We start from the raw sequence: 15,276 nt of genomic DNA, 5'->3' as shown, positions 1-15,276 counted from the left end.
GTCTAAAGGCCCCTCAGTCCCATTCCAGGCCGCCGCGCCGCCAGACGTACGCGTAGGCGACGAAGACGGTGAGCACGAAGAGCAGCATCTCCACGAGCCCGAAGACACCCAGGGCGTCGAAGGTGACGGCCCAGGGGTAGAGGAAGACGATCTCGATGTCGAAGACGATGAAGAGCATCGCCGTCAGGTAGTACTTGATGGGGAAACGCCCGCCGCCGGCCGGCGTGGGGGTCGGCTCGATTCCGCACTCGTAGGCTTCGAGCTTCGCGCGGTTGTAGCGCTTAGGCCCGATGAGCGCGGCCATCACCACGGAGAAGATCGCAAAGCCTGCCCCGAGGGCTCCCAGTACGAGGATGGGCGCATAGGCGTTCACCGCTCCTCGCTCCTCTCAGTCGGCACTGACTGTTGGCGGGTTGCTAGGAAAAACGTTGGGTCTATCGCCAAGATCGCGAACATGTGAAGCAGGTCACAAGCCCAACTGCCCCGCATCCTATGCCCGTCGCTCTGTGACTTGCGACACGGGGTATTGCACAAGCTTTGTGATCTCCACCACCTGACGAAGGATCATGAAGTCATATCGGTGCCGATCTTGGCACGCGAGGCTGCGAAGTGATCACACGAAGTGACATTTTCGCTCGTCAGTGACGGTCCGGAGGAGGCGTCTCTATATCAAGAGAGTTCCCTTGCATCCAAATTGGCCCTGGACGAAGGGGGTTGATAGAGGACCCCGTTCACACGTCAGGGGGACACCGCGGCGGGGTGTGGACGCGTGCACACATTCACGAGCGCCGGACGCCGTCGTTCCGGTAACCGTTCCGTGACCTGCGCCACATCGGAACGAACCCCTCCGAAGCCAGGCTTGGCCAACGACCTCAACGAATGGTAGGCAGCGGGCAATTCGGGCGTAACAGCGAAAGGCAGTGATCACGGCCTTGATCGCACAGGTCCGCAATGTCCGTTACGGCGTCAATAAGGAAACCCGGCCAACAAAGTTGGGGCGCCGATTGAACAAGTGTGGCGCAGGACACGTTCCTTGTAGGTATGGAGGAGCTACTGGTACCGCTAGTACCCATGTCCCACACCGCTCACATACGCAGCCACCGGAAACCCCGCCGCACCGCGCCTTCGATCGCCGTGCGTGCCGGAGTCGCCAGTGGTGTCATCGGCACGCTGGCCGTCGCCGCCGCGGCGGGTTCGGCCAACGCAGCCGACGCGACCGTGACGCAGACGCTGGAACTGCCCACGCTCACCGCGGACCTGTCCGCGCAGGTCGAGCAGGCGGCACAGTTCACCCAGCAGGCCGCGGCCAACTACCAGTTGCAGGCCGAGCGCGACTCGGCCGCCGCTGCCGCCGCGAAGGAGGCCGCCAAGGACCTCGACGCGGCCAAGAAGGCCGAGGCGAAGAAGAAGGCCGACGAGGAGGCCCGCAAGGCCGCCGCCGAGGCCGCTGTGTCCCGCTCCGAGACCCGCGCGAGCCTGAGCGGCGGTTCGGACTCGGACAGCGTCTCCGCGCCCGCCAGCGGCAGCGTCGCGACCGTTATCGCCTTCCTCAAGGCCCAGGTCGGCGACTCGTACGTCCTCGGCGGCACCGGCCCCAACTCCTGGGACTGCTCCGGGCTCGTCCAGGCCGCGTTCAAGCAGGTCGGCGTCGACCTGCCGCGCGTCTCCGAGGACCAGTCGAACTACGGCACCGACGTCTCCCTCTCCAACCTCCAGGTCGGGGACATCCTGTACTGGGGTGCCAAGGGGTCGGCGTACCACGTCGGGGTCTACATCGGCGGGGGCAAGTACCTCGACGCGGCGAACCCGTCGAAGGGTGTCGTCATCCAGGAGCTGTCGGGGTATCCGGCGAGCGGTGCGGTGCGGGTGCTCTGACCCGTAGTACTTCAGGCGTGTAGTACCTGAGGCGTGTAGTACTTGAGGTGTAGGGCCGCAGCCGCTCGGGGGCAGCGGCCCTTCCTCGTGCGGAACTCCGGCCACGGCCGGTCCGTTTCCTCCCTCGTACCGATCGACCGGCGATCGATGCTCAGAGGGAGACACCGACATGCCCAGCGTTTTCGTCCAGGGCCGCCCCGTGGACACGTATCCGCGTCACGCCCCCGAGGCCCGGCAGGGCCGCGTCCGGCGGATCACCGAGGTCGGCGAGGAGATCCTGCACAAGCCCTGCCGCGACGTCACCGAGTTCGGCCCCGACCTCGCCGCCCTCATCGACGACATGTTCCTGACGATGTACCTCGCGCACGGCGCGGGCCTCGCGGCGAACCAAGTCGGCGTGGACCTGCGCCTGTTCGTGTACGACTGCCCGGACGACGACGGCGTCCGCCACGTCGGCCACATCGTCAACCCGGTCCTCGCACCGCTGCCCGCCCCCGCCCGCCACCTCCTCGACGACTCCGAGGGCTGCCTCTCCGTGCCGGGTGCCGTCATGGACGTACCGCGCCCGGACGTGGCGACGATCCAGGGCCTGGACAAGACCGGCGCCCCCGTCACGATCGAGGGCACCGGGTACTTCGCGCGGTGCCTGGCACATGAGACGGACCATGTGAACGGGCACGTGTATCTGGACCGGCTGTCGAAGCGGGAGCGGAAGGAAGCCATGCGGCAGATGACGGACGGGAGGGAAGCGGTGTTCGCACAAAGGGCAGCGAACGAAGAGGCGTTGAAGAAGCGCCGGTGAAGGGGCGCGGGGCTGTATCCGATGTGCGGCTACCGCCGCGTGGGCGCGAGCAGCCCCCCGCCCAACCGCACCCGACCGACTACGCCTTCGGCGCCACCTTGCTCAGCCCGTTGATGATCCGGTCCATCGCGTCCCCCCCGGTGGGGTCCGTCAGGTTCGCCAGCATCTTCAGCGTGAACTTCATCAACACCGGGTGAGTCAGCCCGCGTTGGGCCGCGATCTTCATGACCTTCGGGTTCCCGATGAGCTTCACGAAGGCGCGGCCCAGCGTGTAGTACCCCCCGTACGTGTCCTTGAGCACCTGCGGGTACCGCTGGAGCGCGATCTCCCGCTGCGCCGGCGTCGCGCGCGCGTGCGCCTGGACGATGACGTCCGCGGCGATCTGCCCGGACTCCATGGCGTACGCGATGCCCTCGCCGTTGAAGGGGTTGACCAGCCCGCCCGCGTCACCGACGAGCAACAGCCCCTTGGTGTAGTGGGGTTGACGGTTGAAGGCCATGGGCAGCGCGGCCCCGCGGATGGGCCCGGTCATGTTCTCCGGCGTGTACCCCCACTCCTCCGGCATCGACGCGCACCACGCCTTCAGCACCTCGCGCCAGTCCAACTCCTTGAAGGAGTCGGAGGTGTTGAGGACTCCGAGCCCGACGTTGGACGTCCCGTCGCCCATCCCGAAGATCCATCCGTACCCGGGCAGCAGCCGGTCCTCGGCGCCGCGCCGGTCCCACAGCTCCAGCCAGGACTCCAGGTAGTCGTCCTCGTGCCGGGGGCTCTCGAAGTACGTCCGGACGGCGACGCCCATCGGCCGGTCCTCGCGCCGGTGCAGCCCCATCGCGAGCGACAGCCGCGTGGAGTTGCCGTCGGCGGCGACCACGAGGGGCGCGTGGAAGGTGACTTCGCGCTTCTCCTCGCCCAACTTCGCGTGCACACCGGTGATCCGGCCGGTCCGGTCGTCCCGGATCGGCGCCCCCACGTTGCACCGCTCGTACAGCCGTGCCCCCGCCTTCTGCGCCTGCCGGGCGAGCTGCTCGTCGAAGTCGTCGCGCTTGCGGACGAGTCCGTAGTCCGGGTACGAGGCCAGCTCGGGCCAGTCGAGCTGGAGCCGGACGCCGCCGCCGATGATCCTGAGTCCCTTGTTGCGCAGCCAGCCGGCCTCCTCGGAGATGTCGATGCCCATGGCGACGAGCTGTTTCGTGGCGCGCGGCGTGAGGCCGTCGCCGCACACCTTCTCGCGCGGGAACTCGGTCTTCTCCAGCAGGAGGACGTCGAGTCCGGCCTTGGCGAGGTAGTACGCGGTCGTCGAACCGGCCGGCCCCGCGCCGACGACGATCACATCGGCGGTGTTCCCGGAGAGAGACGCGGTGTTTTCGGAGTGAGGATCAGTCACGACGGTCACGGCGGGATCTCCCCAGGTTCGGAATATGCGTGCCGACCGGCACTGGACATGGGCAGTCTATTCAGCAGAATTGATCACCCGGCTGAAGGGTTGCCCCCGTGAACCTGGCTCTTCCCGTAGTACGGCTGCGTGTGCCCACCGACGAGGACGCGCTCGCCTGGCACCGGCTCTTCGACGACCCGGAGGTCATGGAGTTCCAGGGCGGCGAAACGGCGGAGATCTCGGTCTACGAGGAGCTGACGGCCCGCCAGCGGCGGCACGACGCGGAGTACGGCTTCTGCCTGTGGACCATGCTCGACCGGGAGGGCCGGGTGATCGGCTTCACGGGGGCGCAGCCGTGGCCCCGTGAGTGGGGGCCGCGGGGCGAGATCGAGATCGGCTGGCGGCTCGGGCGGGAGCACTGGGGCAAGGGGTACGTCACGGCGGCGGCCCAGATGACGCTGGAACGGGTGAGATCGGCGGGTACGCCGGGGGTCGTCGCGATGGTCGACGCGCGGAACGCCCGCTCGATCGCCGTGACCAAGCGGCTGGGGATGCGGCTCGCGGAGGTCTTCACCACGCCCGACTCCCGTCACGAGGGTCACTGCTACCGCCTCACCCTCGAAAGTGGTAACTCTCAGTAGCCAAGCGCCGCGAAATTGTCGCACAGCGCTTCCGGACGGCCCCCTCCGGCGGTTACCCTTCCAGTACCGCTGGGGGTGACATCTGTGCTCATACCACCCAAAACACCCGAAGTGCACGTACCGCGTCTGGTCGGCCTGATGGCCATGGACGCCCGCGAGACGGCCCAGGCCCACGGCGTACTCCTGGCCGCCCCCGACCGCCCCGACTTCCTCCGCACGGTCGTCGACTACGTAGTACGCCAGTACCCCCCACCCGGCGCCGAGGTCCCCCGCGGGGCCGTCGTCTCGGTCTGGTTCGACTTCGGCGAGGGAGAGGGCGGGGGCGGAGCGGGGGTCCACGAGCCCCGGATACCGCGCCCGGGAGGCGGCGGGATGCAGCGCGAGCTGGACGAGCCGGGGGAGCCGTACGCGGCGGTGGGGTACGGGGGGCGAGGAGCACCCATGACTCTGGGCTAGCGAGCGAGCCATGAGGGACCGCGGGCCCCTCTCACCGGAGCGTCAGTCCTTGAACCCCCGGTGCAACGTCACAACCCCACCGGTCAGGTTCCGCCAGGCCACCTTCGCCCAGCCCGCCTCCCGGAGCCGGGAGGCCAGCGCGGGCTGATCGGGCCACGCCCTGATGGACTCGGCGAGATAGACGTACGCGTCCGGGTTGGACGACACCGCACGGGCCACCGGCGGCAGCGCCCGCATCAGGTACTCCGTGTAGACCGTCCGGAACGGCGCCCACGTCGGATGCGAGAACTCGCAGATCACGACCCGCCCCCCGGGCCGCGTCACCCGGTACATCTCCCGCAGCCCCGCGTCGAAGTCCTGCACGTTCCGCAGCCCGAACGAGATCGTCACCGCGTCGAACGTGTCGTCCTTGAACGGCAGCCGCGTCGCGTCCCCCGCGGTGAACGGCAGCCACGCGTTCCGCCGCTTGCCCACCTGAAGCATCCCGAGCGAGAAGTCGCACGGCACGACATACGCCCCGGCCTGCGCGAACGGCAGCGAGGAGGTCGCCGTTCCGGCCGCGAGATCCAGGATCTTCTGCGCCGGGCGGGCGTCCACGGCCCGCGCGACCTCCTTGCGCCAGCGCCGGTCCTGCCCGAGGGACAGCACGTCGTTGGTCAGGTCGTACCGTTCCGCCACGTTGTCGAACATCGAGGCGACTTCGTGCGGCTGCTTGTCCAGGGATGCGCGGGTCACCCGGCCATTCTTGCAGGCACCCCTACGGGATCTCCGGGAGGGACCTGAGGGCTACGGGTACGACAGGGCCGGCCTCAGGGCAGCAGCCGGGGTCTCTTCCTCCCCGCCACGTCCTCCATCCACCCGCACAGCAGCACGAACACGACGATCAGCAGCCACCCGACGCCGAACATGAACCACTGGCTGTCCAGCGGGAGCCACTTCTCGAACGCCGGGATGTCCCAGAACCGGTCGATCAGCGGCACCGCGAGGATGAGCGCAATCTCGTGCCACAGGTAGATCGTGACCGCGCGGGCGTTGAAGACGGTGACGATCCGGTCCAGCCGCCGGTGCTTCGCGAGCCCCGCGAAGTCCACCCCGAAGTACGACTTGGCGTACATCAGGAGAGTGACGTACCCGGCGGACCAGAACGCCTGCGCGAGGGGGATGTCGTCGAGGTCGTACGACCCGGTCTCCCCCTGATGGGTGAGGGCGTACCAGCCGCCGAACCCGATCGCGGCCAGCGACAGCAGGATCACGGCAAACGGTTTCAGCCGTTGCAGCACCCCGTCCCGGTGCGCGAACCCGAGCACCCAGCAGAACAGGAACGTCGCGAGGTCGGTCAGCGCGTTGCCGAAGCGGTTGTCCGGCGGCTCCCACAGGAAGTGGAAGACCAGGATCGGCGCGAGGGTGGAGAGCAGGACGGCGACGGGGGCCAGCCGGAACACCCTGAGGAGGACCGGCGAGAGCAGGACGAACCACAGGTAGGTCCGCAGGTACCAGAGGATCTCCCACGCCTGCTGGCCCCAGGCGTTGCCCGGCGGGTCCCCCAGGGGGACCACCCAGAAGACGATCTGCCAGCCCGGCATCCAGTCGTGGACCAGCATCGCGAGGACCACGAAGACGCCCCAGAACCAGAACGGCGGCAGCAGTCGCCGCATCCGGCTCTTCACGACCTTCAGCGCGGGCCGCTCCAGAGACTTCGCCATGAGCGTCCCGGCCAGCCCGAACATGATCCCCATCGAGGGGAACACCATCCCGGCCCAGGCCCAGCCGAAGGTGTGGTACGCGACGACCCGGACGAGCGCGACGGCCCTCAGGGTGTCGAAGTACCGGTCCCTGGGCGGGCGTTGGGGTCTCGCCCCGTCGTCCGGTGCCGCCGCGTCCGCACTGTCCGCCCCATCCGCCGTACCGGCGCGCGGACTCGGCGACGCGACGCCGACGGCCGTCGGCCTCTCCGCGGCGGCGGAACCGCCCTTGCGGTGCGACCCCATCAGCTCGCCCCCGCCGGGGTGCCGACCTCGCCGGTCCGCTTCAGCTTCTGCCAGCGCAGCCGGCCGCCGGTCAGCGCGGTGATGCAGGAGTGGATGAGGACGAGGTACATCATCTGCCGGTAGGCGAGTTGCTGGAGCGGCATCATCCACAGGTACCGGTACTGCTCCCGGTCGAGCCGGAACGCGTAGGCCGCGCACAGGAGTTGGACCCCGAGGACGGCGAACCAGGCGAGCAGCGCGGCCTGGAAGTCGACGAAGATCATCGAGTAGACGGTGAAGACGTCGATGAGCGGCGCGAAGACCGGCGTGACGATCTGGAAGAGCACCACCAGCGGCATTCCGACCCGCCCGAAGCGACCCGAAGGCCCCTTGTCCGTCAGGGACTTGCGGTGCTTCCAGAGCGCCTGCATGGTCCCGTACGACCACCGGTAGCGCTGCGACCAGAGCTGCTTGAGCGAGCCGGGCGCCTCGGTCCAGGCCCTTGCGTGCTCCTGGTAGACGACCTGCCAGCCGGCCCGGTGCATGGCGATGGTGATGTCGGTGTCCTCGGCGAGGGTGTCCTCGCTCATCCCGCCGACCTGGAGCACCGCGTCCCGCCGGAACGCGCCGATCGCGCCGGGGATCGTCGGCATGCAGCGCAGCAGGTCGTACATGCGCCGGTCGAGGTTGAAGCCCATCACGTACTCGATGTGCTGCCAGGCCCCGATGACCGTGTTGCGGTTGCCGACCTTGGCGTTGCCCGCGACCGCGCCGACGCCGGGGTCGGCGAACGGCTGGACGAGCTGGTGCACGGCGTCCGGTTCGAAGACGGTGTCGCCGTCCATCATGATGACGATGTCGCAACTCGCGCTGCGCACCCCGTTGTTGAGGGCGGCGGGCTTGCCGGCGTTCTCCTGCCGGATGACACGGACGTTGTGCATGCCGAGCCGCGCCGCCGCCTCGCGGGAGATCTCGGAGGTGCCGTCGGTGGAGCCGTCGTCGACGACGATGATCTCGATCGGATGCGTGCTGCGCGCCAGCGACTCCAGGGTGTTGGCGATGCACTCCTTCTCGTTGTACGCGGGGACGATCACACTGACCCGCCGGGTGACCTCGGGCCCCCAGCTGAACCGGCGCTTGTTGCGCTTGCGGTAGTGCCGCCGCGCGAGCACGAGCATCATCCCGAACCGGCCCATCACCGCGATGCCTACGACCATGAGGCCGATGGAGAGCGTGGGCACCGTCCATTCGGCGAGCGTGACGGCGGCGATGAGCGCCTTGCCCTCGTAGAGGGTGACGCCGGTCGCCTCGCGGTGGGCGGCCTGGAGGGGGTTGGCGGTGGTGGCGGTGCCGGGGGCGTTTCCGGTGCCCGCGCCTGCGCCGGTGCCGTCGGGGGCGCTGCCGGGCTGCTGCTCACCGGCGGGGGCGGTACCCGAGGGCGCCGTGGTCCCCGTAGTACCCGTAGCGCTCGCGGCCCCTCCCCCACCCCCGTTCTCCTTCTCCAGCACCCCGCTGATCGTGGTGAACGTGTACCCCTTGGCCTGCATCTGCTCGATGTACTTGGGCAGTGCGGCGATGGTCTGGGAGCGTTCGCCGCCCGCGTCGTGGAAAAGGACCGAGGCGCCCTTCCCGTCCTCCGGGGTGGCCCACTGGATGATCTTCGAGACGCCCGGCCTCTTCCAGTCGTCGGAGTCGGTGTCGACGAAAACGCTGGTGTAACCGTCTTCTCCGAGTTTCTGGTAGACGGGCCAGCTGTAGTTGTCGATGGCGTCGGTCTCGGAGGAATAGGGCGCCCGGAAAAGGGTGGTGGTGATCCCCGCGGCACCGGCCAGCGCCAACTGGGTCTGCTGCATCTCGCGGTTGACGCGGGCGTCGGACTGGTACGAGAGGTCGACGTGGGTGAAGGTGTGGATTCCGACCTCGTTCCCGTCGTCCACCATGTCCTTCACGATGCCGGGATAACGCGACACCATCGAGCCTACGAGGAAGAACGTCGCGGGTATGTCGTACTTCTGGAGGATCTCCAGGACCTGCGGGGTCCAGGTCGGGTTCGGGCCGTCGTCGAAGGTCAGCGCGATCGTCTTGGCGGGGACGGAGACCGTGGTGGCCTGGCCGCCGCGGAAGGTGAGGATCGGCCCGCCGTCGAGGACCTTGTCGGGCACCTTGTCGGAGCTGGCGCCGGTCCGCACCCGCTCGTCGCCGCCGACCTCGGCGCGCAGATAGCCGTCGAGGAGCATCACGCTGGTCAGCGCGAGCAGGAGCAGGAGCGCGAGGATGACCCTCGGTTTCTGGAGTGCCGACGCCTTGCCCGCCGCCCGGCCGATCCGGGAGGGGGCGCGGCGGCGGCCTCGTGGGGACGTCGTCGTAGCCATGGTGGTGCCTCTGCGTTCCGTTCGGTTCCGGTCCGTTCCGGCGCTGCGGCCCGAACTTCCGGGGTTCTTCGGCCAGTTCGCCAACTTCTGGTCGCCCGAGCGGAGTTGGGGGCGACCGGGTCCGGTCAGCCGGCCGACGCGGAGGCGGACGGGGACGGGATCGACGTCGGGGTGGTGCCCGCGGGGAGGGCGGGCGGGGAGCCGGTCGGGGCGGCGGTGGGGATGCCGGTGGGCACGCCGGTGGGGGCGCCGCCGATCTGGTTCCCCCGGCCGCCCTCGGGGCCGACGCCGCCGGGGCCCTGGCCCTGGCCGCCGCGGCCGAAGGGCAGCAGGGAGGACGGGGTCAGCGAGGAGCCCCAGCCCATGAAGGCGGCGCCCAGGACGACGGCGTAGGCGAGGCAGCCGACGCCGACGAGGAGGCCGATCCGGCGCAGCGCCTTGGATCTGCGTCCGGAGTTGTCAACGAACACGGGCCCCTCGCCGGAGCCGGCGCCGCGTTTGCGTCGCCGGCCGCGAGTGGCTGCGCGGCTTTCGATGGCAGGCTCGGATTGCATTCCCCGGATATTAGGGAGCGTTTATGTGGCGTAAACTCTGTCTTCCATGTGAGAGACCCATGAGAAACGTCTGAACCTGTCCTTAGCCTGAGAGAACGGGGAAACGCCTGCGCGGCGCCCGTCCGGCCCGGCAGGCTCGATTGCCCACCCAGGACGGGAAGTTGTCCGTTTCTGCTCGGCTCTGACCGTGGTTTTCCTGTGTGGTGACTGTTCCCGCGGGCTCGTCCCCCGTGTGAGACATTTCCCTTCGGAAACACCATTTGTTTCGGCGCCGATCTCCTCGCTGAGACAGGAATCACGAAAGTGGGTGCTTACGCAATGCGGAGTTTCCTGGTGCCGCTGACCGGGCTGACCTGTCTGTTCGCACTGGCCGCGGCGGGCTGTTCCGCCGATTCCGGTACGACGTCGGACGCGGCGGCCGGACCGGCGGAACCGGTGTCCCCCTCCCCTGGTACTTCGGTATCACCGTCCCCTACGACCACCACCGTCACGACCGGGTACGCCCCCTACGTGAGCGCCACGGAGGCGTCGGCCAACGACTCAGCAGGCTCCCCGGCCACGTACAACCTGGCGTTCGTGATCTCCGACGGCAGCACCTGCACGGCGAAGTGGAACGGGACGACGGCGATCGGGAACGCGGCCGTGAAATCCCGGATATCGAAGCTGACGGCCTCCGGGTCGAGCGTGCGGGTCTCCTTCGGCGGGGCCTCCGGCAAGGAGCTGGCGACGGTCTGCTCCAGCGCCTCGGAGCTGGCCGCCGCCTACGGGGCCGCGCTGGACGCGGCCGGGTCCACGAAGGCCGACTTCGACATCGAGGGCACCACGCTCACGGACAGCGCCTCGGTCGCCCTGCGCTCCCAGGCGATCGCCGAACTCCAGAAGTCACGCCCCGAGTTGGAGGTCTCCTTCACCCTCCCGGTGATGCCCTCCGGCCTCGACGCCGACGGCCTCGCCCTGCTGGCCTCCGCGAACAAGTACGACGTCCAGGTCGCCACGGTCAACATCATGACCATGAACTACGGCGAGACCTACACCGGGGACATGGGCGACTACGCGATCACCTCCGCGACGGCCACGCACACCCAGCTGAAGTCCGTCTTCGGCACCAGCGACGAGACCGCCTGGCACGCCATGGCCCTCACCTCGATGATCGGCGTCAACGACATCGCGAACGAGACGTTCTCCCTCTCCGACGCGGCCCAACTCCGCTCGTTCGCCGAGCAGAAGGGGGTCGCCTGGGTGTCGATGTGGTCGACGTTCCGCGACCAGCAGTGCGAGTCGGACGTCTCCGACCAGGACGACGCGGCGACCAATTGCAGCGGGGTGACGCAGAGTTCGGGCGCGTTCGGGAAGGCGCTCGCGGGCTGAGCCGTCGACACGGGCCGTGCGGTGGGCCGTTCACCGACTCCGGTACACGAGACGGCCGTTGAGAACGGTGGCCACGCAGGTGGCGGCGCCCTTCGCGACGAGGGCGGCCTCGTCGGGGACGTCGAAGACCGCGAGGTCGGCCCGCCCGCCGACGGTCAGCGGGGCGTGGACGGTGCCGGGCAGGTCGTAGCCCTCGGCGAACGGGTCCAGGTCGGGACGGTCGCCGAGCAGCGTGCCGGGCGCCCCCTCGACGGTGACGACCGCCAGGCCCGAGCGGGCGATCGCCGGGGCGACGAGGGGGTCGGTGAAGCGGGCGCCGGGTGCCGCGACGGCCGTCGTGCCGTGCGCCAGCATCCGCTGGATGCCGCGCCGCACACTGCCGGACCAACGGGACTCCGAGAGCTCCAGGGCGGCCAACTCCTCGCCCCAGAGGGGTAGTTCACCCAGTTCGCCGGACTCGCGCGGGTCGGGGTGGTAGCAGCGGCGCAGCAGCCACAGGGGGTGCCACTGGCGCAGGCCGGGGGTGATGGTGCCGGGCCAGCGGCGCACCCGCGCGGCCGGAGCGGCGGCCACGACGTCGTCGTAGGTGCCGAAGGCCGTGACGCGGTCGCCGTGCACCGCGACCGCGCCGTTCTCGACCGGGGGCGCCCCGGCCGGAAGCAGCAGGGGCGCGGTGTGGATCGTCAGCATGAGACGCCTAGTTGGTCGCCAGGATCGTCAACTCCGGGTGGGCCGTGCCGCCTTCGATCGCCGTGGAGGAGATGTGGGACATGACCCGGGCGTCGACGGGGTCGTTCGCCGGGTCGTCGTGGACGACCAAGTGCTCGTACGTGGTGGCGCGTTGGGCCGGGACACGGCCCGCCGTGCGGATCATGTCGATCATTTCCTGGAGGTTGGAGCGGTGCTTGGCACCGGCCGCCGAGACGACGTTCTCCTCCAGCATGACCGAGCCGAGGTCGTCCGCCCCGTAGTGCAGGGTGAGTTGGCCCGCGTCCTGGCCGGTGGTGAGCCAGGAGCCCTGGATGTGGGCGATGTTGTCCATGAAGAGGCGCGAGATCGCGATCATCCGCAGGTACTCGAAGATCGTGGCCTGCGTACGGCCCTTCAGGTGGTTGTTCTGCGGCTGGTAGAGGTACGGGATGAACGCGCGGAAGCCGCCCGTGCGGTCCTGGACGTCGCGGATCATCCGCAGGTGCTCGATGCGCTCGGCGTTGGTCTCGCCGGTGCCCATGAGCATCGTGGAGGTGGACTCGACGCCCAGGTTGTGCGCCGTCTCCATGATCTCCAGCCAGCGCTCGCCGGACTCCTTGAGCGGTGCGATCGCCTTGCGGGGCCGCTCGGGGAGCAGTTCGGCGCCGGCGCCCGCGAAGGAGTCGAGTCCGGCCGCGTTGATCCGCCGGATCGCCTCCTCGACGCTCACCTTCGAGATCCTGGCCATGTGCTCGACCTCGGAGGCCCCGAGGGAGTGGATGACCAGCTGCGGGAACTCCTTCTTGATCGCGGCGAAGTGCTCCTCGTAGTACTCCACCCCGTAGTCCGGGTGGTGCCCGCCCTGGAACATGATCTGCGTCCCGCCGAGTTCGACGGTCTCCGCGCACCGGCGCAGGATGTCGTCCAGATCGCGGGTCCACCCCTTGTCCTTGGCCTTCGGCGGGGCGTAGAACGCACAGAACTTGCACGCCGTGACGCACACGTTCGTGTAGTTGATGTTCCGCTCGATGATGTACGTCGCGATGTGCTCGGTCCCCGCGTACCTCTTGCGGCGTACGGCGTCGGCGGCGGCGCCGAGCGCGTGCAGCGGGGCGTCCCGGTAGAGGTCGAGCGCCTCCTCCGGGGTGATCCGCCCACCGGCTGCGGCACGGTCGAGGACGGGCTGGAGGTCGGCCTTCTCGGTCACCGGCGTCCCTTTCGTAAGGGTTGTGGACGGACCGCTCCAGCCTACGCCAGAGGTATTACGGGACTCCTCTCAGGCCGTCCACGCCCCTGCCAGTACCCCTAGTACCGCCCCGGCGATCAGGAACGGGCCGAACGCGATCGTCGTCGACCGGGATCTGCGGACGACGGCCAGCACGCCGCCGTACACCGCGCCGAGCGCGAATCCGGCGAAGGCGCCGAACAGGAGGGTGTCCCAGCCGTACCAGCCGAGGACGGCCCCGAGTCCGACGGCGAGTTTCGCGTCGCCGTAGCCCATGCCCTCGGGGTTGAGGAGGTGGAGCGCCAGCAGGGCGGCGCCGAGGGCCGCGGCGCCGAGGAGCGCGGTCGTCCAGTCGCCCGTGTGTCCCGGGATCAGCGCGGCTGCTCCCAGCAGGAGGGGGGCGGTCGCCCCGAGTCCGAGCGTCAGCGGGTCCGGGAGCCGTCGTACCTGTACGTCCACCGCCGCGAGTACCACCCATGCGGGCAGGAGCAGCAGCCAGACGACGAGTTCGGGGTGGGGGCCGGTGGTCAGGGCGAGGGCGGTGGCGAGGAGGGCGGTGAGTACCGCGTAGGGGGTACGGGGGTGACCGTAGGGGATGTTCCCGGTTCCGCAGGGCTCGCAGCGGGCCGGGCCGAGCCAGCCGCCCAGGGGATGCCCCTCGGGGCACTCCCGACGCCAGCCCTCAGGGTCGTCCCCCGCATCGTCCTCCAGAGGTACGGAGAACCGGTACACGGCCCGGGGCAGCAGCGCACCCGTCAGGGCGCCCCAGGCCGCGGCCCCGGCGGCGCTCGCCCACAGCTCGGTCGTCACGGAGCGATACTGCCCCACCGCCCGGTCGTGACTCCCCCACGGTTCCCCCATGAGAGTGCGCCAACTCCCGTGTCATGATCCCGAAATGGACCTTCTTCCGATCAGCGGGGCGACGCTGGCCTCCGAGCCGACGGTGCTCGCGTCCGTGCGGACGATCAGCGCGCAGTACGGCGTGGACTACCTGGACGACCGGACCGTGGCCGCGATGTTCGACGAGCGGCGGGAGGCGCTGCACTGGAGCCAGCGGGGCCCGCTCGTCTGGCTCGGCGGGCTCGCGCTGCTGGTCGGCGCGGTGTGGCCGTTCATCGGTCCCGAGGTTCCGGCGTTCGCCGGGAAGCCCGTACTCGCCTACGGGCCCGCCGTCCCCGTCCTGGCCGTCGGGATCGGTCTCCTGATATCCGTCCACGCCCGCTGGAAGCGGGAGCTGGAGCACCCGGTGCTGATCGGCTACCGGCATGTCCTCGGGGTGGCCCGCTCACGCGGACTGCCGGTGACGCATGTCCCGGCCTGGCTGGAGGGGCGCTCGGGGTACGGGGGTACGAAGCCGGCGGTCCCGGTGCCGGTGTACCGGACGACGGCCGGTGATACCCCTAGTACTCCGGGTGCGCCTGGTACTCCGGGTGGTGCCGCGGCGGGCCCCTACGGGTACCAGTCCCCGGGTGCCGCCGGTCCTTACGGTCATCGGCCGCCCGGAGCGCCCGGCGTCCCGAACCCCTATGCCGGCGCCGTCCCTCCTGTGCCGGCCTCCGTCGCCGCGTACGAGGAGATCGCCGACCAGGGCGGCTGGCACGACGAGGCCGGGTGTCTCCTCGTCGTCGCCGGGCTGATCGGCGCGGGCTACGGCTGGTGGCAGGGGGTGACCCTCGGCTACCTGGGGCTGGCCCTCGTCCCCCTCGCGGTCTGGATCTGGCTGGCCGGGAGCAGGCAGGGCAAGGAGAAGGAGCGGCTCCGGAAGGAGGCGCTGGCCTATGTCGAGGCGGTCGCGAGGGCGCAGGCGGCGGGTGCCGTCGTACCCGAACTCTCGCCGCGGCTGCGAAAGTTGCTGGACGAGGAGCAGTGGCTCGGGCGGCGTTAGACCCGGGCCCCCACGGCTCACCGGCCCGCGTCTCCCACGGCCCTCGCCGGCCCGCCTTGTCCGATG

General features: G+C 69.6%; 14 protein-coding genes and 1 pseudogene. 6 read left to right on the top strand and 9 right to left on the bottom strand.

Annotated features, from left to right (window positions below):
* Positions 1–13: 13 nt before the first annotated feature.
* Positions 14–373 carry an NADH-quinone oxidoreductase subunit A gene (locus ABZX85_RS18225; RefSeq protein WP_030813697.1) on the bottom strand — a complete coding sequence of 120 codons (360 nt, stop codon included), beginning with the start codon at positions 371–373 and terminating at the stop codon, positions 14–16.
* Positions 374–1,041: 668 nt separating this feature from the next.
* Here ABZX85_RS18225 and ABZX85_RS18220 point away from each other — a divergent pair.
* Both ABZX85_RS18220 and def read left to right on the top strand, forming a co-directional pair.
* The gene (locus ABZX85_RS18220) at positions 1,042–1,875 is read left to right on the top strand and encodes a C40 family peptidase (protein ID WP_355869059.1); all 834 of its coding nucleotides are present in this window, start codon (positions 1,042–1,044) and stop codon (positions 1,873–1,875) included.
* A 169-nt stretch (positions 1,876–2,044) separates the two neighbouring features.
* Entirely contained in the window at positions 2,045–2,677 is a 633-nt protein-coding gene (def, locus tag ABZX85_RS18215; protein WP_355869056.1) for a peptide deformylase, read from the top strand.
* 79 nt (positions 2,678–2,756) lie between these two features.
* Here the strand turns inward: def and ABZX85_RS18210 are convergent, their stop codons facing one another.
* On the bottom strand, positions 2,757–4,070 hold the full coding sequence (locus tag ABZX85_RS18210; RefSeq protein WP_355869053.1) for a geranylgeranyl reductase family protein: 1,314 nt from the start codon (positions 4,068–4,070) through the stop codon (positions 2,757–2,759).
* Positions 4,071–4,168: 98 nt separating this feature from the next.
* Between ABZX85_RS18210 and ABZX85_RS18205 the strand changes: the two genes are divergently transcribed.
* Complete coding sequence (locus ABZX85_RS18205; protein WP_355869050.1) at positions 4,169–4,693, top strand: GNAT family N-acetyltransferase; 525 nt, start codon at positions 4,169–4,171, stop codon at positions 4,691–4,693.
* 111 nt (positions 4,694–4,804) lie between these two features.
* Positions 4,805–5,149, top strand: a complete 345-nt coding sequence (locus ABZX85_RS18200) for a PASTA domain-containing protein (RefSeq protein ID WP_355869047.1) — start codon at positions 4,805–4,807, stop codon at positions 5,147–5,149.
* A 42-nt stretch (positions 5,150–5,191) separates the two neighbouring features.
* Here the strand turns inward: ABZX85_RS18200 and ABZX85_RS18195 are convergent, their stop codons facing one another.
* From ABZX85_RS18195 to ABZX85_RS18180, 4 genes and pseudogenes are all read right to left on the bottom strand, one after another.
* On the bottom strand, positions 5,192–5,884 hold the full coding sequence (locus tag ABZX85_RS18195; protein ID WP_355869044.1) for a demethylmenaquinone methyltransferase: 693 nt from the start codon (positions 5,882–5,884) through the stop codon (positions 5,192–5,194).
* A gap of 74 nt (positions 5,885–5,958) precedes the next feature.
* Positions 5,959–7,137: an acyltransferase gene (locus ABZX85_RS18190; protein ID WP_355869041.1), complete on the bottom strand. Its 1,179-nt coding sequence runs from the start codon at positions 7,135–7,137 to the stop codon at positions 5,959–5,961.
* A gap of 2 nt (positions 7,138–7,139) precedes the next feature.
* A pseudogene (locus tag ABZX85_RS18185) lies at positions 7,140–9,488 on the bottom strand (bifunctional polysaccharide deacetylase/glycosyltransferase family 2 protein); the annotation flags it as partial.
* A 125-nt stretch (positions 9,489–9,613) separates the two neighbouring features.
* A complete protein-coding gene (locus ABZX85_RS18180) occupies positions 9,614–9,958 on the bottom strand; it encodes a hypothetical protein (protein WP_355869039.1) in 345 nt (114 codons plus the stop codon).
* A 402-nt stretch (positions 9,959–10,360) separates the two neighbouring features.
* On the opposite strand from ABZX85_RS18180, the gene ABZX85_RS18175 reads away from it, so the two are divergent.
* The gene (locus ABZX85_RS18175; protein ID WP_355869936.1) at positions 10,361–11,410 is read left to right on the top strand and encodes a chitinase; all 1,050 of its coding nucleotides are present in this window, start codon (positions 10,361–10,363) and stop codon (positions 11,408–11,410) included.
* A 30-nt stretch (positions 11,411–11,440) separates the two neighbouring features.
* On the opposite strand, the gene ABZX85_RS18170 is transcribed toward ABZX85_RS18175, so the two are convergent.
* From ABZX85_RS18170 to ABZX85_RS18160, 3 genes are all read right to left on the bottom strand, one after another.
* Positions 11,441–12,100, bottom strand: coding sequence for a hypothetical protein (locus ABZX85_RS18170; protein WP_355869036.1), 660 nt, complete (start codon positions 12,098–12,100; stop codon positions 11,441–11,443).
* A 7-nt stretch (positions 12,101–12,107) separates the two neighbouring features.
* Positions 12,108–13,307: a cyclic dehypoxanthinyl futalosine synthase gene (mqnC, locus tag ABZX85_RS18165; protein WP_355869033.1), complete on the bottom strand. Its 1,200-nt coding sequence runs from the start codon at positions 13,305–13,307 to the stop codon at positions 12,108–12,110.
* Between the two features lie 69 nt (positions 13,308–13,376).
* Entirely contained in the window at positions 13,377–14,135 is a 759-nt protein-coding gene (locus ABZX85_RS18160; RefSeq protein WP_355869030.1) for a prepilin peptidase, read from the bottom strand.
* 85 nt (positions 14,136–14,220) lie between these two features.
* Here ABZX85_RS18160 and ABZX85_RS18155 point away from each other — a divergent pair, with 85 nt between their 5' ends.
* Complete coding sequence (locus ABZX85_RS18155; RefSeq protein WP_355869027.1) at positions 14,221–15,210, top strand: hypothetical protein; 990 nt, start codon at positions 14,221–14,223, stop codon at positions 15,208–15,210.
* Positions 15,211–15,276: the final 66 nt, after the last annotated feature.

The sequence above is a fragment of the Streptomyces sp. NPDC004539 genome (assembly GCF_040610055.1).
In the GTDB taxonomy this organism is placed as follows: Bacteria; Actinomycetota; Actinomycetes; order Streptomycetales; family Streptomycetaceae; genus Streptomyces.
Note: the sequence above shows the minus strand (reverse complement) of the source record. Positions and strands in the feature narration are given on the sequence as shown.